Origin of the sequence: Xanthomonas arboricola pv. populi, assembly GCF_002939945.1 — a bacterium.
GTDB lineage: Bacteria > Pseudomonadota > Gammaproteobacteria > Xanthomonadales > Xanthomonadaceae > Xanthomonas > Xanthomonas arboricola_A.
The window spans coordinates 17802-41196 of the sequence record NZ_MDEB01000012.1; the positions used below are offsets into that span (position 1 = coordinate 17802).

Annotated in this window: 16 protein-coding genes; 8 read left to right on the top strand and 8 right to left on the bottom strand. The window is 65.8% G+C overall.

Annotated features, from left to right (window positions below; translation table 11 throughout):
* Positions 1-26 precede the first annotated feature (26 nt).
* Complete coding sequence (locus XaplCFBP3123_RS20375; RefSeq protein ID WP_104535677.1) at positions 27-3056, bottom strand: TonB-dependent receptor; 3030 nt, start codon at positions 3054-3056, stop codon at positions 27-29.
* A 134-nt stretch (positions 3057-3190) separates the two neighbouring features.
* On the bottom strand, positions 3191-4243 hold the full coding sequence (locus XaplCFBP3123_RS20380) for a LacI family DNA-binding transcriptional regulator (RefSeq protein ID WP_104535678.1): 1053 nt from the start codon (positions 4241-4243) through the stop codon (positions 3191-3193).
* 406 nt (positions 4244-4649) lie between these two features.
* Between XaplCFBP3123_RS20380 and XaplCFBP3123_RS20385 the strand changes: the two genes are divergently transcribed.
* The 3 genes from XaplCFBP3123_RS20385 to XaplCFBP3123_RS20395 all read left to right on the top strand — a co-directional run bounded on the left by XaplCFBP3123_RS20385 (position 4650) and on the right by XaplCFBP3123_RS20395 (position 9633).
* A complete protein-coding gene (locus tag XaplCFBP3123_RS20385; protein WP_172453415.1) occupies positions 4650-5624 on the top strand; it encodes a hypothetical protein in 975 nt (324 codons plus the stop codon).
* On the top strand, positions 5624-8293 hold the full coding sequence (gene plsB, locus XaplCFBP3123_RS20390) for a glycerol-3-phosphate 1-O-acyltransferase PlsB (RefSeq protein ID WP_104535680.1): 2670 nt from the start codon (positions 5624-5626) through the stop codon (positions 8291-8293). The genes XaplCFBP3123_RS20385 and plsB overlap by 1 nt, the downstream gene beginning before the upstream one ends.
* 359 nt (positions 8294-8652) lie before the next feature.
* Positions 8653-9633, top strand: a complete 981-nt coding sequence (locus XaplCFBP3123_RS20395) for a zinc-binding dehydrogenase (RefSeq protein ID WP_104535681.1) — start codon at positions 8653-8655, stop codon at positions 9631-9633.
* Positions 9634-10039: 406 nt separating this feature from the next.
* Here the strand turns inward: XaplCFBP3123_RS20395 and XaplCFBP3123_RS20400 are convergent, their stop codons facing one another.
* Positions 10040-10243 carry a YdcH family protein gene (locus XaplCFBP3123_RS20400; RefSeq protein WP_039513143.1) on the bottom strand — a complete coding sequence of 68 codons (204 nt, stop codon included), beginning with the start codon at positions 10241-10243 and terminating at the stop codon, positions 10040-10042.
* 156 nt (positions 10244-10399) lie between these two features.
* Between XaplCFBP3123_RS20400 and XaplCFBP3123_RS20405 the strand changes: the two genes are divergently transcribed.
* On the top strand, positions 10400-10972 hold the full coding sequence (locus XaplCFBP3123_RS20405) for a hypothetical protein (RefSeq protein WP_104535709.1): 573 nt from the start codon (positions 10400-10402) through the stop codon (positions 10970-10972).
* A gap of 232 nt (positions 10973-11204) precedes the next feature.
* Here the strand turns inward: XaplCFBP3123_RS20405 and XaplCFBP3123_RS20410 are convergent, their stop codons facing one another.
* Positions 11205-11459, bottom strand: coding sequence for an XAC0095 family protein (locus XaplCFBP3123_RS20410; RefSeq protein ID WP_104535682.1), 255 nt, complete (start codon positions 11457-11459; stop codon positions 11205-11207).
* A gap of 520 nt (positions 11460-11979) precedes the next feature.
* Between XaplCFBP3123_RS20410 and XaplCFBP3123_RS20415 the strand changes: the two genes are divergently transcribed.
* Positions 11980-12333: a ribonuclease E inhibitor RraB gene (locus XaplCFBP3123_RS20415; protein ID WP_104535683.1), complete on the top strand. Its 354-nt coding sequence runs from the start codon at positions 11980-11982 to the stop codon at positions 12331-12333.
* 87 nt (positions 12334-12420) lie between these two features.
* On the opposite strand, the gene XaplCFBP3123_RS20420 is transcribed toward XaplCFBP3123_RS20415, so the two are convergent.
* The 4 genes from XaplCFBP3123_RS20420 to XaplCFBP3123_RS20430 all read right to left on the bottom strand — a co-directional run bounded on the left by XaplCFBP3123_RS20420 (position 12421) and on the right by XaplCFBP3123_RS20430 (position 19034).
* Positions 12421-12954 carry a lipocalin family protein gene (locus tag XaplCFBP3123_RS20420; RefSeq protein WP_104535710.1) on the bottom strand — a complete coding sequence of 178 codons (534 nt, stop codon included), beginning with the start codon at positions 12952-12954 and terminating at the stop codon, positions 12421-12423.
* 343 nt (positions 12955-13297) lie between these two features.
* The gene (locus XaplCFBP3123_RS21780) at positions 13298-14332 is read right to left on the bottom strand and encodes a glycoside hydrolase family 43 protein (RefSeq protein WP_253254268.1); all 1035 of its coding nucleotides are present in this window, start codon (positions 14330-14332) and stop codon (positions 13298-13300) included.
* Positions 14333-14365: 33 nt separating this feature from the next.
* A complete protein-coding gene (locus XaplCFBP3123_RS21785; RefSeq protein WP_253254269.1) occupies positions 14366-15853 on the bottom strand; it encodes an MFS transporter in 1488 nt (495 codons plus the stop codon).
* 241 nt (positions 15854-16094) lie between these two features.
* A complete protein-coding gene (locus XaplCFBP3123_RS20430) occupies positions 16095-19034 on the bottom strand; it encodes a TonB-dependent receptor (protein ID WP_172453416.1) in 2940 nt (979 codons plus the stop codon).
* A gap of 465 nt (positions 19035-19499) precedes the next feature.
* Between XaplCFBP3123_RS20430 and XaplCFBP3123_RS20435 the strand changes: the two genes are divergently transcribed.
* Genes XaplCFBP3123_RS20435 through uxaC form a run of 3 tightly spaced genes read left to right on the top strand, consistent with a single transcriptional unit; the run spans position 19500 to position 23300 of the window.
* Positions 19500-20825, top strand: coding sequence for an MFS transporter (locus XaplCFBP3123_RS20435; RefSeq protein WP_172453417.1), 1326 nt, complete (start codon positions 19500-19502; stop codon positions 20823-20825).
* 9 nt (positions 20826-20834) lie between these two features.
* Positions 20835-21827 carry an endo-1,4-beta-xylanase gene (locus tag XaplCFBP3123_RS20440; RefSeq protein WP_104535686.1) on the top strand — a complete coding sequence of 331 codons (993 nt, stop codon included), beginning with the start codon at positions 20835-20837 and terminating at the stop codon, positions 21825-21827.
* Between the two features lie 51 nt (positions 21828-21878).
* Complete coding sequence (gene uxaC / locus XaplCFBP3123_RS20445; RefSeq protein WP_104535687.1) at positions 21879-23300, top strand: glucuronate isomerase; 1422 nt, start codon at positions 21879-21881, stop codon at positions 23298-23300.
* The last annotated feature ends 95 nt before the right edge of the window (positions 23301-23395 follow it).

Here is a 23395-nt window from a genome sequence, read left to right on the forward strand (position 1 = left end):
TATGCCGGATGCCGCCAACGCAGCCGTTACCAGATGATGCGTGCGCTCATGAACAAGGTCCGTGGCGGGGTGGACATCGCGCCGTACTGGTTGATGCTCACGCGCGGGTCGTACACGCCGGCACTGCCCCAGTCGATGCTGTACTGATCGTAGTTGCGGAAGTTCAGCGCATTGATCAGATCGCCGCGCACCTGCACGGTGACCGCGTCGGTGATGTGCATGTCCTTGGACAACGACAGGTCCAGCTGGCGGGTGCCGAAGATGTCGCCGCCGGCGATGAACTTGCCGCCGGGCGCATCCACCGAGACCACGCGGATAGTGTCCGAACTCGGGCCGCCGTACTGGTCGTAGGAGATCGCCTCATTGCGCGGCGGCACCGTGGCCAGGGTCAGCTTGGCCGAGCCGCTGATGCCCCAGAACAGGTCGTAGATGCCGGTGAGCACCAGGCGGTGGCGCGGCACCGCGTTGAGGTCCAGGAACGGGTAGTCGGCGATGGTGGCCGCATCGAAGCCGTAGCGATCGTCGTTGCCGCGATTGCCGCGTGCACGCGAGAAGGTGTACGCCGCGGTCAGGCCCCAGCCGCTCTCCTGCGTATAGGCCTTGTCCGCCGACAGCAGCAGCTGGCCGGTCTTGGTCTCCACGCCGTTGTTGCCGATGATCAGGTTGCCGAAGCCTTGAGGCCGCTGCTCGAACGCCTGGGCGCCGTTCTGGAAGAAATCGCCGTTGGCATAGCGGTTGCCCAGGGTGAAGATGAAACCGTCCTTGCTGTGGATGTAGGACAGCGTGGCCGAGGTGTTCCAGTCGCCCAGCTGGGTACGCAGGCCCAGCGAAAACTGGTCCGCATACGGTGTCTTCAGATCGTTGTTGAGCAGGTCGATTTCGCCGTTGCGCACGCGCGCATCGACCAGGTTGCCGAGGCTATCGGGGTTGCTGACATAGGTCGGATCGAAGGCGGTGCAGGCGCCCGGCGCCGGGACGCAGTTGGTGGGTCCGGCAAAGCGGATCGTGTACTGCGCCAGCGCGGATTTGATCTGCTCCAGGCCCATCACGTCGAACAAATTGCGGTCGTAGCTGCGGCCGGCACCGCCGAACAGCACCAGCGACTCGTCGCCACGGAAGTCGTAGGAAAAGCCCAGCCGCGGTGCGACGTTGTTGTTGTCCTGTTTGCGATTGCGGCCGTTGCTGATGTAGTCGTCGATGTTCACCCCGCCCTTGGCGAGCTGCTCGGCGTAGGTGGCGCTCACCGCCGGATCGGTGCCGGGGCCGTTCAAGGCCGCCACCACTTCCGGCGGGGTCACGTTGTCCAGGTACGAGGGAATCTTTTCGCCATCCCAGCGCACGCCGATATTCAACTGCAGCTTGTCGTTGACGTCCCAGTCGTCCTGGATGTACAGGCCCAGCTGCTTGCTGGTGGTGGTCACCGACGGTGCGGCGCCGGCGAACGGCAGGTTGAAGCGCACCTGGTAGGGAATGGCCGAGGTGCCGACGCCATCGCCCACCGCGTAATAGAACGACGGGTTGGCTGCAGAGTTCTCGCTCTGGGTCAGCTCTACTTCCTTGTATTTCACGCCCATCTTGACGACGTGATTGCCGTGCCATTCGATGTTGTTGAAGGTCAGATCGTTCTGGAAGCTGGGACCTTTCTGGCCCTTGCGCTGAATCGCCAGGCCGCTGGTGGCGCCGTCGTTGAGCAGCACGTCGTCTTCGGCGATGCCGCGCGTGTACACGCTCTGGCTGCCCACGGTATAGGCGGTGGGATTGAACAGCACGTCCTCGTAGGACACGCGCGCCTCGTTGACGTAGCGCTCGCCGTAATGCTGCCAGCGCAGGTCGACGCGTTTTTCGGTATTGAGATTGGTCTTGGAGGCGATCGCGGTGGTCTGGCCGCCGACGCTGTCGCGGCTTTCCTCGTCGCGATACTTGCCGGTCAGTTCCAAACGATCGTTCTCGCCGATGTCCCAGTCGACCTTGCCGAAGTACAGGTCTTCGTTGAACGGACGGGTGACCGAGCCCAGCCGGCTCTGCACGCCGGCCGGCAGGTCGTCGCTGAGCGCGCTGAAGCGGTCGGGCACGGCCACCGGATCGGCCGAGACCTCGAAGCCCTTGCCTTCGTAGCTGAAGAAGAAATGCGCCTTGTCCTGCACGATCGGCCCGCTCAGCGCGAAGCCGTATTCGTCCTGGTGGGTCTTGCGCTTGCTGCCATCGGAGTTGGGCGCACCGGCGCGCTCGTCGGGCTGGCGTGCGCGGAAATCGGTATTGCTGGTGCGCCCGAAGATCTCGCCGTGGAATTCATTGCCGCCGGACTTGGTCGAGGCCACGATCGCCGCCGAACCGACCTGGTCGAACTCGGCCTTGTAGTTGGAAGTGATGACCTTGTACTCGCCGATGGCCAGCTGCGGGAACGGATTGCCCGCGCTCTGCTCCTGCCCGGACACGCCGCCGAACAGGTAGCTCTTCTGGCCGACGCCGTCGATGTACACGTTCACCGCCGAGCTGCCCTGCGCGCCGCCGCGGATCTGGCTGTTGCCGTTGGAGTTGGTCTCGAACTGCATGCCCGGCACGGTGTCGGCGAACTCCAGGAAGTTGCGCGTCAGCTGCGGCACGGTGCTGATCTGCTTCAGCGACACGTTGGTGCCCACTTCGGAGGTCTTGACCTCCTGCAGCGTGGTGGCGGTGACCTGTACCGCATCCAGCGTAGTGGCATCGCCGGCAGGCGCCGCCGCCGCGCCGCCGCCCAGGTTCAAGGTGACCGACGAGGCCACCGACAGGGTCACGGTCTGTTCGCTGCCGGGGCCTGCGTCCACCTTGTAGGTGCCCGGGGGCAGGCCGACCAGCGCGTAACTGCCGTCGGCGCCGGTGGGCACGCGTCGGACGGCGCCACTGGCGACATTGGTCGCGGTCACGGTGGTGCCGGCCTGTGCTGCGGCGACCTGGCCGCGCAAGGTGGCATTGCTGGACTGGGCCATGGCTGGCGTGCTGCCCAGCAACGAGGCGGCAAGGGCGCAGCACAGCAGGCTGCGCGCCGGCAGGGTGGAGACGGTGCGGTAATGCTTCATGACTTTCCCCCTCCCAGGGGTAAAGCGCGAACCAGCGAAGTGGCTGGCGCGTCGGTACTGCGTAAAACGGGACAGCTGGTAACAGCGGCAGGGACTGCAAGCAACACAAGTTCGGCAAAACGTGGTGGCGCGTCTCAGGTGGGAGGCGCCGCACGCGGCGCGCTGGATGCGCGCACGATCAGTTCGGGAACCATCTCGGAAAACGCCGGCGGTGCGGCGTCGGCGGGCGGGGCAGGCGCATCGACCAGTTGCTGGCCCAGCAACAGCTGCAATGCCCGCGCGCCCAGCCCGGCGATATCCACCCGCATGGTGGTCAGCGCCGGCAGCACGTAGCGCGCCATCGGCACGTCGTCGAAGCCGGCCAGTGCGATGTCCTGCGGCACCTTCAGCCCGGCATGGCCGAGCGCGAACAGGCAGCCCAGCGCCATCATGTCGTTGGCCGCGAACACCGCATCCGGGCGCGCGTCCTGCGCCAGCGTCTGGCCGGCGCGGTAGCCGGACTCTTCGTCGAAGTTGCCCGGCAGCACCCACGGCTGCGCGTCGGCATCCAGCGCCAGCTCGTCGCGGTACCCGCGCAGACGCTCGTGCGCATCGAAGTTGTCGGCCGGCCCGGCGATGAAGGCGATGCGGCGATGGCCGCTGTCGCGCAGATGCCGCGTCATCGTCCGCGCGCCGCCGTAGTTATCCACGTTGAGCACCGGGCGCTGGCTGGCCGTGCCGGCGCAGTTGAGCAGCACCGCCGGCAAGCCGTCGGGCAGGGCGTCCTCGTGCACGCCGGAGTCGCCGAGCGACGGCGACATCACCACCACCCCGTCCACGCGCCCGGGCAGGCGTTCCAGCGCCTTGCGCTGCGCCTGCGGGTCGCCGTGCGAGCTGGACACCAGCAGGTGGTAGCCCTGCTCGCGCGCCACCTGGTCGATGCCGCGGATCAGTTCGGAAAAGAATTCGCCATGCAGGTCCGGCAACACCACCCCGATGGTGTGGGTGCGCCGGCTGCTGAGGCTGCGCGCGGCGTGATGCGGGATGTAATGCAGCGCACGGGCCACCTGCAGCACGCGTTCGCGCACCGACTCGGCCACATGCTGATGCCCGTTCATGGTGCGCGAAACCGTTGCCACCGACACCTGCGCTGCGCGCGCAACATCCTTGATGGTGACGCTACCGCCTTCGGAGCGTGGCCGACTCATGGCGAAACCTCCACAACAACGCGGTTGCCGCCGCACGCCGGAGAGGGTCGCACGGTCCGCTGGCGCAGAACGTTGGTGTCACACATGCACATGAATGACATCGGCCCCAACCGATGGCGACCTCAGAGCGAGATGGCGCGCACGCTAGCAGGAACTGCAAGCGCTTACATGATGCACTGCACCATTGGGCCAAACGCAGTTGGCACAAGGGCTTGGCGGCATCGCCTGGACAAGTTTGTCCGGCAAGGACAACGGCAGTCAATGTCGGACACCGGACGACAACATGCATGGAACTACGAAAACCTAACGTTTTGCACCGTACTCGGGCGCACGGTTGTCGCGCGCCTTGCCGCCAGTGCGTTCAGACAGCAAGATGCGCCGATCGATCAGGGGGAACAGCGTGCGCATGTCGCCATCCACCGTCCGCGCCGGCCGGTTCCAGTCCATCGCGTGGGCGCTGCTTGCAGCGCTGTGCCTGGGCAGCTGCCAGCGCGCCGACAAGACCGCTGCACTGCCGGGTGCCAGCGCCGAGCCGGCTGCGGCGATGCAGTCGATGACCCTGCCATTGCGGCGCAACGACCTGGTCGCCTATGCGCGGATCCGGGTCACCCCTGTGCAGTACACCCAGCTGGAGGCGGCCTGGCGCAGCGGTGCCAGCCGTTGGCCGCTGACCGAGCTGCCGCTGCCCAACGAGGTCGGCAGCCTGCTCGGCAGCTTGTCCGCGCCCGGTGCCGAACGCCAGCTGCAGCAGGCCTTCGATGCGCAGCTGGCCGGCCAGGCGCAGGGTATCCGCCAGGCCGCACAGTCGCTGGGCCAGTTCGGCGTGCAATACCTGCGCAGCCGCAGCGATTACCAGCCCGAGCAACGCGCTCATTACGTGCAGCTGGTCGATGCCCTGAGCGCCTGGGCCGCCACCGCGCCGCTGGCCGATCGCGCGCGCGCCAGGGCCAGCATCACCGACCTGGTGACCGCCGCGCGTGCCACCGGCATCGGCTCGGATGCCGATCTGCAGCGGCTGGGGATGGAAGAGAGCCTGCGTCGGCTCGGGCCGTTTTGGGCCGCCGCCAAGCAGGTGCTGGAGCGTTACGGCCTGTCGCTGGACGGCAGCCTGGATGCGCTGCGCACCGGCCTGATCAGGCAGGACGGCGACCGCGCCCAGGTGCGGTTGCGCTATCCGCTGGCCGCGCACGACATCGACCTCAGCATCGCCCTGATCAAGCGCGACGGCCACTGGTACCAGCAGCAGACCCAGGACGAGGTGCAGGCGCTGCTAAGCGCCGCGCCGGCGGCGCCCGCACCCGACGCCGCTGCAACGCCTGACACCCCGGCGGCCGTGCCCGCCCCGCCCGCCGCCACCGGGCAGGGCCCGGCTGGGCGATAATGACCGTGATGCCAGAACAGAATCCCCTGCCGTTCCCGGACGGCCAGCCCGCTCCGCCCCGCGCTGCCGCCGCCGATCTCGGTGCCACGGCCGCCGCACTGCCGACCGCCGTTCCGGTTCCGCCGGACGCTGCGCCGTCGATCGCGCCTGCCGTCGCCGCCGCCCGCAGCGCCAAACGCCCATGGTGGGCGCGCCTGCTCGGCCGGCTGGCCGACCCCTGGCTGAGCCTGACCATTGAACCGGATCAACCGAGCCGCTACGACGACGGCACGCCGGTGGTCTACGTGCTGGAGGACTACGGCCTGTCCAGCGCCCTGATCCTGGACAAGGCCTGCCGCGAAGCCGGGCTGCCCTCGCCACTGGTGCCGTTGCCGGGCGACCCGCTGCAGCGCAAACGCGCCTACCTGGCGCTGTCGCGGCGCAGCAGCAGCAACTCGCTGATCCCCGAGCAGCGCGGCGGCAAGACCCATTCGGATTCATTGGCCAAGCTGCTGCAGGCGCACCGCGTGCGCGCCGACCTGGACGTGCATCTGGTGCCGGTGTCGATCTTCGTCGGCCGCGCGCCGGACAAGCAGAGCGGCTGGTTCGCGGTGCTGTTCTCGGAAAACTGGGCGCTGGTCGGCCGCTTCCGGCGCCTGCTGGCGGTGCTGCTCAATGGCCGCACCACCATCGTGCGCTTCGCCCCGCCGATCTCGCTGCGCCAGACCATGGCCGAGGGGCTGCCGCCCGAGCGCACCCTGCGCAAGCTGCAGCGCGTGCTGCGCACCCACTTTAGGCGCATCCGCGAGGCGGTGATCGGGCCGGACCTGTCCACCCGCCGCCTGCTGGTGGACCAGGTGCTGGCCGCCGACTCGGTACGCGAGGCCATCGCCATCCAGGCCAAGCGCGACAACAGCAAGCCGGTCGATGCCTGGCGCAAGGCGCACGCCTACGCCTGGGAAATCGCCGCCGACTATTCCAGCCCGGTGGTGCGCTCGGCCAGTTTCCTGCTCACCCATGTGTGGAACCGCATCTACGCCGGCGTGCTGGTGCATCACCTGGACAAGCTCAAGCAGGCCGCGCCCGGGCATGAAGTGGTCTACGTGCCCAGCCACCGCAGCCACATGGATTACCTGCTGCTGAGCTACCTGCTTTACGAACGCGGCATCGTGCCGCCGCACATCGTGGCCGGCATCAACCTCAATCTGCCGGTGGTCGGCACGCTGCTGCGCAAGGGCGGCGCGTTCTTCATCCGCCGTAGCATCCGTGGCAATGCGCTGTATTCGGCGGTGCTGAGCGAATACGTCGCCCAGCTGGTGGCCGGCGGTTATTCGATCGAATACTTCGTCGAAGGCGGGCGCTCGCGCACCGGGCGACTACTGCAGCCCAAGGGCGGCATGATCGCGATGACCTTGCGTGCCTACCTGCGCCAGCCGCGCAAGCCGGTGCTGTTCCAGCCGGTCTACATCGGCTACGAGAAGCTGATGGAAGGCAACAGCTACCTGGACGAGCTCACCGGCCGGCCCAAGGAAAAGGAATCCATCTGGGGCCTGCTGTGGTCGATCCCCAAGGTGCTCAAGCAGAACTACGGCCAGGTGGTGGTGAACTTCGGCGAGCCGATCGCGCTCAACGATGTGCTGGCCAAGCACGCGCCCGACTGGGACGGCCAACCGCTGCCCGACGACGAAAAGCCCACCTGGCTGGCACCGGCGGTGGACACGCTGTCCACCCAGATCCAGACCCGCATCAACTGCGCCGCCGACGTCAATCCGATCAACCTGCTGGCACTGGCGCTGCTGTCCACGCCCAAGCACGCGATGGGCGAGGCCGACCTGATCGCGCAGATCGAGTTGTGCAAGAAGCTGCTGGCGGAGATGCCGTACTCGGACCGCGTCACCGTCACCCCGCACACCCCGGCACGCATCATCACCCACGCCGAAGAGATCAACGTGCTGACGCGTGTGTCGCATCCGCTGGGCGATGTGTTGAGCGTCAGCGGCGACACCGCGGTGTTGCTGAGCTACTTCCGCAACAACGTGCTGCACTTGTTTACGGCATCGTCGTGGGTGGCGTGCTGCTTCCAGAACAATCGCCGCATGAGCCGTGCCGGTCTGCTGCGCCTGGGGCGCACCGTGTACCCGTTCCTGCAGGCGGAGTTGTTCCTGCCGTGGAGCGAGGACCGCTTTGCCGAACGCATCGAACAGACCATCGACATGTTCGTGCGCGAGGGCCTGCTGCTCAACGTCGCCGACGACGATGGCGGCGTGCTGACCCGCAACACCGGGCAGACCGACGAGGTGTTCCGCCTGCGCGCGATCGGCCACTCGTTGCAGCAGGCGTTCGAGCGCTATTACATCGCCATCTCGGTGCTGGTGAAGAACGGCCCCGGCGTGCTCGGCGCCGGCGAACTGGAAAGCCTGTGCCAGCAGGCCGCGCAGCGTCTGAGCCTGTTGTACGCGCCGGCCGCGCCGGAATTCTTCGACAAGACCCTGTTCCGCAGCTTCATCCAGAAACTGCGCGAGCTGCGCCTGGTGTGGCCGGACGAGAACAGCAAGCTGCTGTTCGACGAGCGCCTGGATGCCTGGGCCAAGGACGCCAAGTTCATCCTCGGCCGCGAACTGCGCCACACCATCGAGCGGGTCAGCCCCGAAGCGGTCAAGCCGGATGTGGTGCTGCCACCGGCAGAGTAAGACGGCGATGCAAACGCCGTTGTCTCCCTGAGGTACGTGAGGGTGGGGCAATAGACAGGGCAGCAGCAGGGCAGCAGCAGGGCAGCAGCAGGGCAGCAGCAGGCAAGCGTAGACATGCGCGATGCCTCCCTTCTCCCTCCGGGAGAAGGTGCCCGAAGGGCGGATGAGGGTCGGTCAGCACGCAAACCACCCAGCGTCGCAGAGCAGATTCACTCCCCGGCGTCGTTCGCCAACGCCCGGAACTTCACACAGCAGTTCCGCCCGTTTCATCCTCCTCTTGCAGCCGTGCCGATAGCATCGCGCCACCTTTCATCACGATCGGGTGCGTCGGACCACAGGCGTGCCCGGCAGGAGACTCCATGCGCGCAGCCATCCACACCCAATTCGGCGACCCCGCCAAGGTGCTCGAACTCGGCCAGCGGCCCACACCGCAACCCGGTAAGGGCCAGGTACGCATCGCGATGCGTCGCTCGCCGATCCACAACCACGACCTGTGGACGGTGCGCGGCAATTACGGCTACAAGCCCGAGCTGCCCGCGGTCGGCGGCAGCGAAGCGCTCGGCGTGATCGACGCACTCGGCGAAGGCGTCGAAGGCCTGCAAATCGGCCAGCGCATCGTCGCGGCCAGCGTGCACGAAAGCTGGGCGGAGTTCTTCCTCGCCGACGCTTCCGGCGTGGTGCCGCTACCCGACGCGCTCGACGACGACCGCGGCTGCCAGTTGATCGCCATGCCGCTGAGCGCACTGATGCTGATCGAGTTCCTGCATGTCGAAAAAGGCGACTGGATCGTGCAGAACACCGCCAATGGCGCGGTCGGCAAGGCCGTCGCCATGCTCGCCGCCGCGCGCGGCATCAACGTGATCAACCTGGTGCGCCGCGATGCCGGCGTGGACGAATTGCAGGCACTGGGCATCGGCAACGCGGTCTCCACCGCCCGGGAGGGCTGGCAGGACAGCGTGCGCGCGCTGGTGGGCGAGGCGCCGATCGTGCGCGCGATCGATTCGGTGGCCGGCAGCGCAGCTGGCGAGCTGATGGGGTTGCTTGCCGAAGGCGGCGAGCTGATCTCGTTCGGTGCGATGACTGGCGAGCCGCTGCAGATTTCCAGCGGCGATGTGATCTTCAAGCAGGCCAGCGTGCGCGGCTTCTGGGGCAGCAAGGTCATGGCCGCCACCACGCCCGAGGACAAGCGCCGCATGATCGGCGAACTGCTCAAGGCCGCACTCGACGGCAGCCTGGCCTTGCCGGTAGAAGCGGTATTCGACCTGGAAGACGCCGCCAAGGCCGCCGCAGCCAGCGCCGAGCCGGGCCGCCGCGGCAAGATCCTGCTGCGTGCAGGCTGAGCGCTGCACGCAGGAGTCTGATTGTCTCGCCTTGGCGCTTCCTTCTCCCGCTGGCGGGGGAGCTGCCCCAAGGGCGCATGCGTGAAACGCAGCGACAGTTGGTCAACGTCTGCGGACTCGCAGTCAGGCGGTTACGTGCGCGCAACGCCACGCCAAGGCCACGCTTGCTCAACCAGCCATGACACGCCGCGTCCCCCATCGCGAATCACATGTCGCGCATTCGCAGCCCCGCCAGCCAATCTGCTTACAGGCACCGTAGAAGCGCGCCTGAGCGCGACGGGCCTTCCAGGGGAACGCCTCATCGCGCCCAGGTGCGCTCCTACGCAGGGGAATTGGCCCCAAGAGCGGGCAGACGCCGCGATCAGCGCGCGGGTGTCGCCAAGCGAACCCAACTGCAGGCATGGCCTCACGCCGGCTCGTCAGGCACCAGCTCCATCTCCAGCCGCGTAATGCAGTCCTTGAGATGCAGCTTGCGCTTCTTCAAGCGCTTCATCTGCAGCTCGTCCTCCATGTTCGCGGGCACGCGCTGGATCTCCTCGTCCAACGCGCGGTGGGCGCGTCGCAACTCGGCGATCTGCTCGGCGATCTCGGCGGGTGAGAGGGTTTCCACGGCTCTGAGCATACACAACCGCAGGCCGGTCGCGTCACCTGTGCTTGCCAAGCCGCTTGAGGCTGCGACAATGCCGGCGCCCCGCCGGGGAAAGGGCGGCGCGCCCGATCCCATCATTGCCGCGCGGCCAAGGCCGTCGAGAAAGGAGTCTTGACGATGCGCTTGCGTTCTTGCCTGCTGGCCCTGAGCCTGCTCACCGCCGCCAACCTGGCCAGTGCCGCCGACGTCGCCAAGTACGATGGCTTTCTGTGCTGCAACCTGCGCACCGACGGCAGCTGGATCAGCGACAGCAACTACGCCGAAGACGGTAAGCGCGTGCTCCCCGTCGGCACCCCGGTCAGCGTCACCGGCTTCGGCCGCAACCGCGTCAACCTCAAGATCGCCGGCGAAAAGCAGTCCATCGGCAACGACTACAGCCGCGACCTGGACAGCACCGCCTTCGCAGCCCGCTACGTGGTGACCGCCGACCCCAAGCTCAAGCTGGCCAGCTTCCCACCCAAGATCCGCCAGGCCATCGTTGACGGCAAGCTCACCGGCGACATGACCCGCGAACAGGTGCTGATGGCCGTCGGCTACCCGATCAGCAGCGAGAACCCCAACCTTGACGCGTCGCTGTGGCGCTACTGGCGCGACAGCTTTTCCGAGTACCAGGTGCAGTTCGGCCCCAGCGGCAAGCTGGTCAAGGTGACCGCCGCCCCACAGCTGATGAACCTCATGTGGGTGCCGTAACAATCACTGGCGGAGGCGATAGATGCCTCCGCCTCCTGGCTTTTACTCAGACGGTGACGTATCAACTCAAGAACAACATCGAGAAAGTCTGTGCGCGATTGGATTGATCGCACCCGCCTTGAATCAGGCCAAAGGGTATGTCTTATATAAATTTGATTGGTTTTGAATAATCGAGAGCGAGGCTGCAGTTGTGTGCCGGTCACCTTGGGTGCCAGCCCCGATCGTGACGCCGCTACTGCGTGAGGTTAGGTCCTAGAAAATCATCGGGCGTCAGCGTCTGATTCAAGACGTTTTCCAATTGCTCGGCCAATAGCTCAAAACAAAATGCCAGCGCATCCAGCCTTAGATGCGGCTCATTGACGTGGCTCGTCAGTGTGGAGCGAGGGCTTGCCAACGTTGCCAACAGACGCAAATGATCGCGCGTCTGCAGCACCCGAAGCTGTGCGCCTTCCGGCAACAGGTAATACCCGAACAGAGACTGCTCCATGCCTACTCCTCCGGAACAGGCTCCCGCCGCACGATGCGGCGGGATGCCGGGAGGTTAGCAACCGCAAACAGACGGCGGGCTTATTTCCCTTGCGGGTGTTGTATTCGCCGCCCTCCCGGCGTGGAGACGCCGAGCATGTGCCCGTGCATCAGGCACAAAAAACCACCGCTTGACGGGGGTGGTACCGCTGTTTGCGGAGTTGCTACGCTCCGTGAAGGAGTGTGCTACCGATGCATGGAGGAGTCAAGATGCAGGCCTGGAATCCTCGTGCTCTTTGGATTATAAATGCATTGTCGAAAAGATATAGGTATTAATATCCAGACATTCAGTTCAGCGCGATACTTGAGTGAATCGAATGCGCCAGCTCATGATGCAGGAAATGGTGTGATCGTCAAAAATATAGTGAGCTCAAAGGGCACTCTGACACCATTTGATTTCAGACCGCAGTTAATGACAGGCTTCACAAGCCAAGCGCTAGAATTCTTCCTCTGCCAACCGGCCGCCAAAGACCGAAGCTCCCATGCAACGACATCCGGACCTGTATCCCAACGACGACAACGGCGACACCCTCTGGCACATTGCCCAGCAAGGGTTGGATCTATCCAAGCCACGCGAGATTGCGTTCTCCGTGGTCTTCCCCACGAAGGCGTCGGCACTGGAGTTCTCGGTGACGCTGCTGCGCTTCGAGCAGAAGGTGCGTTGCTGTCATTATCCGGACAACACGGCGTTTCCGATGGACGTGACGGTGTATCCGACCATGATCCCAACGTACAAGGCGATTTCGGCGTTCGAGGAAGAGCTGGCAGCCGAAGCCAAGCCGCTGGGTGGCCTGAATGACGGTTGGGAATTTTCCGTGGATGACAAGGACGTCTGACGCGCGCGGCGCGTAAGCGCCTGCGATGCGGTCACTGCGCCGCTGAGCGCGGCGCAGTTTTTTTCCGCATCGCGGTGCCTTACTGCGTCAGCGCTGCGACTGCGGGACGCGGCGCAGCTGCGACACGTCGTAGCCCATGGCGGCGATACGTTGGACGGCCTGCTGATAGTCGGCCTCGGAGACCTGCGGCGTGCGCGCCATATACCAGACGTAATCGCGCTTGCTGCGCGCCACGATGGTCTGCGTGTACTCCGCATCGCGCCAGGCAATCACGTATTCGGCCTTGAATGGCCAGAAGAACTGCATGCTCCACAGCGCGCCATTGCCCTCCTTCGCCACCCGGCCGATCGGATGCATGGACTTGAGCGGCGCCTGGAAGCTGCCCTTGCGAAAGGTAAAGGTGGTCTGGATGCGGCCATCCGGCCGCAGCGCATAGCGCTCCACGGCATCGTAGGCCTTGCGCTCCGGCCGGGTGGGAATATGTGCGATGACGTACCAGTCGCCCATGAAGCGTGGCACGTCGACGCTGTCTGCGCGCGGCAGGGCGGAACGCGGCTCGCGCCCGCTCGCACTCCCGTAGACCGCGAGCGTCAGTAACAACAGCATCGAACCATGTCGCATGGCAACCTCCACCTGAAAGAACACGTACGTAGGCCTACGGCGTTGCGTTGCGTCCGGATGCAACCCCATGCGATGCAGTTCCGCACTGGCGCACGCTGGCCTGCCGTGCCAGTGAGGTGACGGTAACGTGCGATATGTCATGGCCGCGTTGAAGAGCCAAGCTGACGCGTTGCGCACGCCGGGAAATGCTCGATCAAAGACCTGAGCGCTGGGGCGACGATCAGCCGCGGTGAGGATCACGACGTGCTTGAAAACGCAGCGATGACAGGACGTGTCGTTCAGTGCCGACGGTCGAGCCATGACGCGCTGGTGGACGTTCCGGGAAGCAGGAGCGCAACGGCATTCACCAGGGCGACACCGCGTCTTTTCCGTACGGGTAAATCGTCGCGATCCTTCCATCTGCGTCATGCTGCAACGGCGCCATCTTGATGCTGCGAAGATGCGTCTGCCCGCCCGACAAGACAGCGTCGTGATAGAACAGATACCACTGGCCTTCGAACGCACAGATGGAGTGATGCGTGGTCCAGCCGATCACCGGTGCGAGCAGCACGCCCTGGTAGGCGAATGGCCCGTACGGGGAGCCGCTGGTGGCGTAGCAGATCAGGTGGGTGTCGCCGGTGGAATACGACAGGTAATAGCGGCCCGCATGGCGATGCACCCAGGGGCCTTCGAAGAAGCGGCGGGCGTGGTCGCCGGCGCGTAGTGGGGTGCCGTGTTCGTCGAGGATGACGATCTCGCGGGTGGGTTCGGCCAGTTGCGTCATGTCCTCGCGCAGGCGTGCGACGCGCGGGCCGAGTGCGGGCGTATCGTCTGCAGGTTCCTGATGGGTCTGCGCGTGGACATTGTCGCGGTAGTGCTGCAGCTGGCCGCCCCAGATGCCGCCGAAGTACAGGTAATGCGCGCCGTCGTCGTCTGCGAAGACGGCCGGGTCGATCGAGTAGGTGCCGGCGATGGGCTCGGGCTCGGCGACGAACGGGCCATGCGGGCCATCGCCGACCGCCACACCGATCTGGAAGATACCGTCGGCACGCTTTGCAGGGAAATACAGGTAGGTCTTGCCGTCGCGCTGCGCGGCATCCGGTGCCCACATCTGGCGTTGCGCCCAGGGCACGTCGCGCACGTGCAGGACCTGCCCCAGGTCTTCCACCGGCGCGTTCGGATGCGTCATGCGGAAGACGTGGTAGTCGGCCATGTCGAAGTGCGAGCCGTCGTCGCTGAAGGCAACGCCGGCATCGATGTCGTGCGAGGGGTAGATGTACAGCGCGCCGTCGAACACGTGTGCGGACGGGTCGGCGGTGTAGAGGTGGGTGACCAGCGGTGCGGAAATGGCGGTGCGCGCAAGCGCCTGCAGTGCAGCGGTGTGCAGTTCATCGGACATGCGCGTACCTGTGCATGAGGTGGGAGAAGGGAGTCAGGGCGAAGCGAGTGGTGCGGCCTGACGGCGCAGGCCCAGCTCGTGTTCGATGCGGGTTTCCAGCGTCTTGTCGATCTCATACAGCGCCAGCAACGCGGTGCCGAGCAGGAACGGGATGGACGCATACACGCTGATGGCCAGGCGAATGCCGCTCGTCACCGCAGCGCCTTGCAGCGGCAGGGCGGCGTCGTAGCCATAGAACGCCAGGATGCCGGCGACCAGCGCGCCGCCGACGCTGAGGCCGATCTTCAGGCCGCACAACATCGCCGAGAAAATGATCGCGGTGGCGCGGCGGTGGTTCTTCCATTCCGAGTAATCGGCCACGTCGGCGATCATCGCCCACAGCAACGGGATGGTGATGCCGTAGAAGAAACCGTGCAGCACGTGGGAGGCGAACACCCAGCCGATCGCAGTCGGTGGATACACGTAGAACGCCAGCAAAAACAGCGTGGAGATCAGCAGCGCGCCGCCGAACACGTTGCGCTTGCCGTAGCGGTCGGCCAGCCGCTTGGAAAAACCGATGCCGACGATCATCGCCAGGATGCCGCCGGCGCTGAACACGCTGAAGGCCGAGGTTGGTGCGTCCTGCGGCCATTGCAGCGCGCTCAGGCCGGCGCCGGTGAGCACGCTATTGATTCCAGCGATGAAACGGTTGAAGCCGGCATTGTCGAGGAACTGCGCCAGCGCGCCAGTGTCGAGGTAGTACTTGAAGTAGTAGATGTACATCCCGCCCTTCATGGCGAGATTGATGAAGACCAGGATGGTCAGCGCCAGCATCACCAGCCAGGGTTTGTTGCGGACCAGATCGGTGAGGTCCTGGCGCACGCTGGTGCGTTGTTCGCTGATCGGCAGCACCCGCTCGCGCGTGGTGAAAAAGGTGATCAGAAAGCACAGCGAGCCGACGGCGGCGAACAGCGCCATGGTGTTGCGAAAGCCTTGCGCCTTGTCGCCATTGCCCAGGATCAGCACCAGCGGCAGCAGCAGCACCTGGATGATGAACTGCGCGAAGGTCACCGCCAGGAAGCGATACGCCGACAAGCTGTTGCGCTGCTCCATGCTGCCGGTGAGCACGCCGCTCAATGCCGAGTACGGCAGGTTGTTGGCCACGTACACCAGCATCAGCAGCGTGTAGGTGGCGAAGGCGTAGGCGATCTTGCCCTGCTCGCCGAGCGCGGGCGTATTGAACGCGGCCAGCGACAACGCACCGAACGGCACTGCCGTCCACAAAATCCACGGGCGGAACTTGCCCCAGCGCGTGCGGGTGCGATCCGCCAGGATGCCGATGATGGGCGTGAACACGAACGCGCCGAGCATGCCGACCACGAAGATCAGGGTGGCGGCCACACTCGCCGGGATGCGGAACACATCGGTATAGAAGAACGCCAGGAAGGTGACCAGCGTCTGGAAGATCAGATTGGCGGCCAGGTCGCCCAGGCTGTAGCCGATCTTTTCGCGCAGGGAGAGCTGTTGTGACTGATCGTTCATGAGGCGGGGCGTGCTCGAGGAGTGCTGCGGGAAACGCCGCGGCGCGCGCGATGCCGCCGACCGCGATCGGTCCGGATCGCGGCAGCAGGCATGGCGCCTGAAGTGTCCGGCAGAACCGCGCGTGCCGTCGCCAGGCAGGCGACAGCGGCACGCGCTGCGCGGGCCATGCAACAAGGCCACGCGCTCCCCACGGATCGGCCGAACCCGCCTGGCCTCTGCGCTGTCGTGTCGATGACCACGCTCAGAACGTGCCGCGGATGCCGAGCATGACCGTGCGGCCGGGCTCGTACAGATCGTAGGTGGCGTTGGGCCAGGCGTAGGTGGTGCGCAGCGGTTCGTCGGTGAGGTTGGTGACGTTGAGGGTGAGCTGCGGCTTGGACGGCAGCCAGTCCAGTGCGTAGCTGGCCGACAGATCCAGCTGCCCGCGCGCATCGGCGTTGAGGCGCGCATACGGAATGCCGTTCTGGTTGGCGCCGGAGATCGCCATGTCGTCGTTCCAGGTGTAGGACAGGCGCACCGAGGCGGCGTCCTTCTCCCAGTACACGGTGCCGTTCCACAGGTTGGGTGCGACGCCGACCGCTACTGCCGGAATGCCTTCGCCTTCGGAGGATTGGGTGACGTGGGTGTAGTTGACGCTGAAGCCCAGGCCGTCGACCAGCTTGTCCAGCGGCTGCATCCAGATCGCCTCGGTGCCGCGGATGTTGAGCACGCCGTCGGCGTTGACCTGGGTCTGTACATCCACGGTGGCCGCATTCGGGCCGCCGCGCTGGTCCAGGCCGGCCTGCTGGATCGGCAGCAGGCTCTCGTACGGCACGCCCAGGTCGTTGAAGGGAATGCGCCGCACGCCGTTGACGGTGAAGCCGCTGATGCGCTTGTTGAACAGCGTCAGGCCCACATAGCCTTCGCCGCCGGTGTACCACTCGCCGCCGAAATCCACGTTGGTGGACAGATACGGCGCCAGGTTCGGATTGCCCTGGGTTGCAGTCTGCGCGGAGGGGTCGCTGAAGTTGGTGTTGGGCAGCATCGCGCTGGGATCGGGGCGGGTGAGCGTGCGCGAGCTGGACAGGCGCAGCACCACGTTGTCTGCCACGTCCCAGGCGGCGTTGAACGAGGGCAGGGTTTCCTTGTAGTCCGAATCCAGCACCTGGATGCGGCGGATGCCGTTGATGGTGACCGGGCCGGTGATGGTCTGGTCGGTGGTCACGTAACGCACGCCGGCATTGAAGCGCAGCGTGCGGTTCCACACTTCGGTTTCGGCGTTGGTTTCGATGTAGAAACCCCAGTTCTTTTCGCGGATGCCGCCGGCCGAGGCGCCGGTGTTGGCGGAGTTGGTTTCCGGGGCGGAATCGCGTAGTGCGTAGTAGTTGGTGTCGCCCAGGAAGCGGTTGAAATCGGCGGTGATGAAGCCATCCGGGCCGGGGCGCAGATAGCCGGCCAGGGCCGCATTGGGAATTGCCGAGCCGGGGCCGCCGTTGCAGATGGTGCCGCCGCCGCCGCGGCAGACCACCTGCTCCCAGGCGATGCTGTTGTCGAAGCCGCGAATGGTGCGCTCGGCCTGGTCGTAGGCGGCGCCGATCTTGATGTTGCGCTTGCCTTCGCCGAACTGCAGATCGGCGCGTCCACCACGCGTCTCGGTCACGCGTTTTTCGTTCTGGATATTGACCCGGCCCCCGTTCCAGCCCCAGCCCAGGTTCGGGTCGTTGAGGTCGAGCGGGCTGCTGATCGACGGGCGGTCGCCGCCTTCATTGCGGTAGTCGACGGTGGTGAACGGCGAGGTGACCAGGATGCTGGGCGACTCACGCTCCAGCCAGCTACGCGTGGCATTGGCCTGCACGTTGAGCTTGATGTCCTGGTCCGCGCCGAACAACAGTTCCGCACCCGGGTTGACGCTCCAGAACTTGACCTCTTCGCGGTACGGGCGCGCTTCCAAAAAATACTGCGCATTGGCGAAGGTGGCGCTGGTGACCACGTTGTTCTGGTCCAGCTGCATGCCCAGCGGGATCATGTTGCCGTTGCGGCCGATCAGATTCATGCTGATCCGCTCTGTGGTGCGCTTGGCTTCCGAATACAGCGTATCCAGGTAGAAATGCATGCTGTCGGAGGGGCGCCATTCCAGCGACATCACCGAGGCATCGCGGTCGCGATCGCCATTCATGTAGACGCTGCGGCCCAGCCGCGGAATCAGCGCGTCGCTGATCTGGTCGATGCTCAGGCCCGGGTTGCGCGCCAGCAGCCAGGCCGCATCGATGGTCTCGCCGGTGGTCAGGCCGCTGCCGGCGGTGGCCGGCACGCGGTCGGGAATGCGCCAGTTGCCGCCGCCGTTGACGTTGCAGGCGGCCGGCTGATTGGTGGCCAGCGTGCCCGCAGGCGGGGTGAGCCCGCACTGGGTGTAGGTCAGGCCGGGGTTGGTCCAGCCCACGCTCTCGAAGCCGCGCACGCCCAGCTTGCTGCGCACCGAGGCCACGCCGAACAGCGCGCCGAAGGTGCCTGCCTCGTTGGTCCAGCTGCCCATGAAGGCGCCGCGCGGGGTGGTCTTTTCGCTGGTGCTGTTCCAGTCGGCCTGGGCCTGGTAGGTGAAGTGCACGCCGGGGCGATCGAACGGGCGCGCGCTGCGCATGTCCACCACGCCGGACACGCCGCCTTCGAGCATGCTGGCGGTGGGCGTCTTGCTCACGGTGAGCTGGGTGAAGAACTCGGTGGGAAACAGGTTCAGATCGACTTCGCGGTTCTGGTTCTGCGCGTTCAGGCCGATCGAGGCGGTGGCGATGCTGGCGCCGTTGAGCGTGGTCTTGGTGAAGCTGGTGCCCAGGCCGCGGATGGCGATGTTCAAGCCCTCGCCATTGACGTCGCGCGAGAGCTGCACGCCGGGAATGCGGTTGAGCGACTCGGCGATATTCATGTCCGGGAACTTGCCGATATCCTCGGCAAATACGGTGTCGGCAAAGCCCACCGAGTCGCGCTTGGCATCGGTGGAGAACTGGATGCTGCGTCGGTAGCCGGAGACGGTGACGGTGTCGAGCTGGGTCACTGCCTCGCCGCTGGTCGTTGCGGCCGGTGGAGCTTGTGCGGTCGTTGCGTTGGCGGCGTCGGTGGACTGGGCCAAGGCGGCAGTGCTGGCCATGCCCAGCAGGATGGACCCCAACGCGCAGGACAACGCGGTTCGTGCGTAGCTGTTCTTCACCGTAATCCCTTCCCTAACAGGTGAGCAGATGTCCCACGCATCGCCCCTGCGCAGGGAGTGCCGCTGCCGATGCGCGGCGCAGCGATGGTGCGGTGGGGAAGAACGGGCGATCGGTGGCGCTGGATGTTAGCGCTACCAAATTCAGAACATCACGCTGCAGGGCAGCATAGGCGGCGCAGGCAGCGCAGCGAATGCGACAGTGGCGCTGCTCAAACCCGTATCCGTCACGCACGACTTGTGGCGTGCTGCACTGCGCGATGGTTTTTGCCCGATGGCGTGGTAATGGTAGCGCTATCACCCGTGGCGCAAGGCTACCTTCGTGCAGGTGCAGTGCTCGATGAATCGAACCGAAGAACGCGGCAGCGATGCGCCGGGCTGCCCTCGACACGCGGCAGCGCCTTGCCGTGGTCGTTGCGCAATTGCCCATCGCGCCATGCGTGTAGCAGCATTATGGCGTTCGCGCACATGAGCGAGTTGCCGCAAGCCGCTGCCCCCGCCGGCACGCTGGCGCGCCTGGGCCGCATGCGTTGGCGCGTGTGCGCACTGCTGCTTGCCGCTACCACCATCAACTATGTCGATCGCCAGGTGCTTGGCGTGCTGGCGCCGTTTCTGCAGACGCAGATCGGCTGGAACGAGATCCAGTACGGCTATATCGTCACCGCATTCCAGGCGGCCTACGCGCTGGGCCTGTTGTGCAGCGGTGCGGTGATCGACCGCTTCGGCACGCGCGTCGGTTATGCCCTGGCGATCGGCATCTGGAGCCTGGCGGCGATGGGGCACGCGCTGGCCACCAGTGTGGTGGGCTTTGCGATCGCGCGCTTCTTTCTGGGGCTGGGCGAGTCCGGCAACTTCCCCGCTGCGTTGAAGACGGTGGCTGAGTGGTTTCCGCGTCGCGAGCGCGCCCTGGCCACCGGCATCTTCAACTCCGGCTCCAACATCGGTGCGATCGTCGCGCCGTTGCTGGTGCCGTTGATCGCCACCGCCTGGGGCTGGCAGGCGGCCTTCCTGTTCACCGGTGTGCTCAGCGCCACCTGGCTGCTGGTGTGGTGGCTCAGCTATCACCCGCCCGAGCAGCAACCCGGCCTGTCGGCGGCAGAGCTGGCGCATATCCGCAGCGATGCGCACGCGCCGGTGCAGCGGCGGCTGTCGTGGTTGCAGGTGCTGCGGCACCGGCAGGCCTGGGCGTTCGTGCTGGGCAAGTTCATTACCGACCCGATCTGGTGGTTCTTCCTGTTCTGGCTGCCCAAGTTCCTGCATGCCGAATACGGCTTGAGCCTGTTGCAACTGGGTGCGCCGTTGATCGTGATCTTTGTGCTTGCCGATATCGGCAGCATTGCCGGCGGCTGGGTCGCCGGGCGCTTCATCGCGCGCGGTTGGAGCGTCAATCGTGCGCGCAAGACCGCGATGCTGATCTGCGCCGTCTCGGTGGTGCCGATCGTGTTCGCTGCACGCGCAGACAATCTGTGGCTGGCGGTCGGCCTGATCGGCCTGGCCACTGCCGCGCATCAGGGCTGGTCGGCCAACCTGTTCACGCTGCCCTCGGACATGTTTCCGCGGCATGCGGTGGCCACGGTGGTCGGCATCGGCGGCTTTGCCGGCGCGGTCGGTGGCATGCTGATCGCCACCTTCATCGGGTTCCTTCTACAGGCCACCGGCAGTTATGTGCCGGTGTTCCTGATGGCAGGCTCGGCCTACCTGCTGGCGCTGGCGGTGGTGCACGCGCTGGTGCCACGCCTGGAGCCGGCGCAGCTGCCGGCAGCGGCCTCACCGGCCGCCAACGCATCGTCCTGAGGGATCATCATGCACTTACGCACACTGTCAGTCGGCGTGTTGTTTGCAGCGAACATCGCAAGCCTGGCGCAGGCCGCACCGCTGGCCGCCGGCGCGCCCAAGTTCCTGGGCAGTACCTACAGCCCGCAACAGGCGCCAGGATTCGCACAGTACTGGAACAAGCTCACACCCGAGAACAGCGGCAAGTGGGGCAGTGTGGAAGCGGTGCGCGACCAGATGGACTGGAGCGGGCTGGATACTGCCTACCGCTTCGCCAAGGCCAACGGCATGCCGTTCCAGATGCATGTGATGGTGTGGGGCAATCAGCAACCGGAGTGGATCACGTCGTTGCCGCCGGCCGAGCAACGCCGCGAGATCGAGCAGTGGTTTGCCGCGGTGGCGCAGCGGTATCCGGACATCGACCTGCTGGAAGTGGTCAACGAGCCGCTCAACGACCCGCCCGGCAAAAACGACGCCGGCGGCGGCAATTATCTGCAGGCGCTCGGCGGCGACGGCGCCAGCGGCTGGGAATGGGTGCTGCAGTCGTTTCGGTTGGCGCGCCAGCACTTTCCGCGTGCGCGGCTGATGATCAACGACTACAGCATCACCAACAGCGCCCAGGCCACGCAGAAGTACCTGCAGATCGTGCAGTTGCTGCAGCGCGAGCAGCTGGTCGATGCGATCGGCGTGCAGGAGCATGCTTTCGAAACCACTCCGAACGTAGCGATGTCGGTGCATCGTGCCAATCTCGATGCACTGGCCGCGACCGGCTTGCCGATCTACATCACCGAGTTCGATCTGGACGGGCCCAGCGATGCGCAGCAGCTGGCCGACTACCAGCGCGTCTTCCCGGTGTTCTGGGAGCACCCGGCGGTGCGCGGCATCACGCTGTGGGGCTTTCGTCCCGGGCTGTGGCGCGACAAGGAAGCGGCGTACCTGATCCGTGCCGATGGCACCGAGCGGCCCGCGCTGGCCTGGCTGCGCGATTACGTTGCCACCCATCCCGGCACGCCCGCGCCATGACGCGGGCGGCCGACAGGTTTCGCTCTCCGTCTCTCTGGATGCTTTGATTCCATGTCCACGCCTTCGCTCCTGACCCTGCACGCCGACCGCCTGCTGCCCGCCGATCCCGGCACGCGCGCGATCGCGCGGCGCCTGTATGCGCAGATCGCCGCGCTGCCGATCATCAGCCCGCACGGCCATACCGACCCGGCATGGTTCGCCACCGATGCGCCATTCGCCAATGCCACCGAGCTGTTGCTGGTGCCGGACCACTATGTGTTCCGCATGCTCTACAGCCAGGGCATCGCGCTCGATGCATTGGGGATTCCGCGTGCGGATGGGTCGCGTGCGGCGGTGGATCCGCGCGCGGCGTGGCGCGTGTTCGCCGAGAACTACCACCTGCTGCGGGGCACGCCCTCTGCGTTGTGGCTCAATCATGTCTTCCATGCCGTGTTCGACCTGCGCATCCGGCTGGATGCCGGCAGCGCCGATCATTACTACGACCACATCAGCGCCGCCTTGCAGACAGCAGCGTTTCGCCCGCGTGCCCTGTTCGAGCGTTTCAACATCGCGGTGATTGCCACCACCGAGTCGCCGCTGGATACGCTGCAGTACCACGCGGCCATTCGCGCCAGCGGCTGGAAAGGACGCGTGCTCACCGCGTACCGCCCGGACCCGGTGGTCGACCCCGACCACGAACAGTTTGCCGGTGCGCTGCAGCAGTTCGGCGCGCTTACCGGCGAGGATGTGCTGAGCTGGCAGGGCTATCTGCGTGCGCATCGGCAGCGTCGCGCCTTCTTTGCCGCGCATGGCGCAACCTCGACCGACCACGGCCACCCCAGTGCGGCCACCGCCGATCTGTCGCCGGCCGAGGCGCAACGCCTGTTCGACACCGTGGTGCGCGGTGCGGCCACGCCCGCGCAGGCAGAGCTGTTCCGCGCGCAGGTACTGACCGAGATGGCGGCGATGAGCCTGGACGACGGCCTGGTGATGCAGCTGCATCCGGGCTGCTTCCGCAATCACAACCGGCAGCTGTTCCAGACCTTCGGGCGCGACAAGGGCGCCGATATTCCGATGCGCACCGACTATGTGCACGCGCTCAAGCCCTTGTTGGACCGGTTCGGCAACGACCCGCGCCTGCGCCTGATCGTGTTCACCCTGGACGAAACCAGCTATAGCCGCGAGCTGGCGCCACTGGCCGGGCATTACCCGTCGCTGCTGCTGGGCCCGGCCTGGTGGTTCCATGACGCGCCGGAAGGCATGTGGCGCTTCCGCGAGCAGACCCTGGCCAGCGCCGGTTTCTACAACACCGTGGGCTTCAACGACGATACCCGCGCGTTTCTGTCGATTCCGGCGCGGCACGATGTGGCGCGGCGCGTGGACAGCGCGTTTCTCGCCAAGCTGGTCGCCGAGCACCGTCTGGATGAGGATGAAGCGGCCGAGGTGGCGATCGATCTGGCCTACGGCCTGCCCAAGCGGGCCTACAACCTGTGAGCGTGAGCACGACGGCACGCAGCGATGCCCACCCGTATGCACGTGGAGTGGATTTGCCACGTGTGCATGCATGGTCGGGTGGACGCGCGATATGA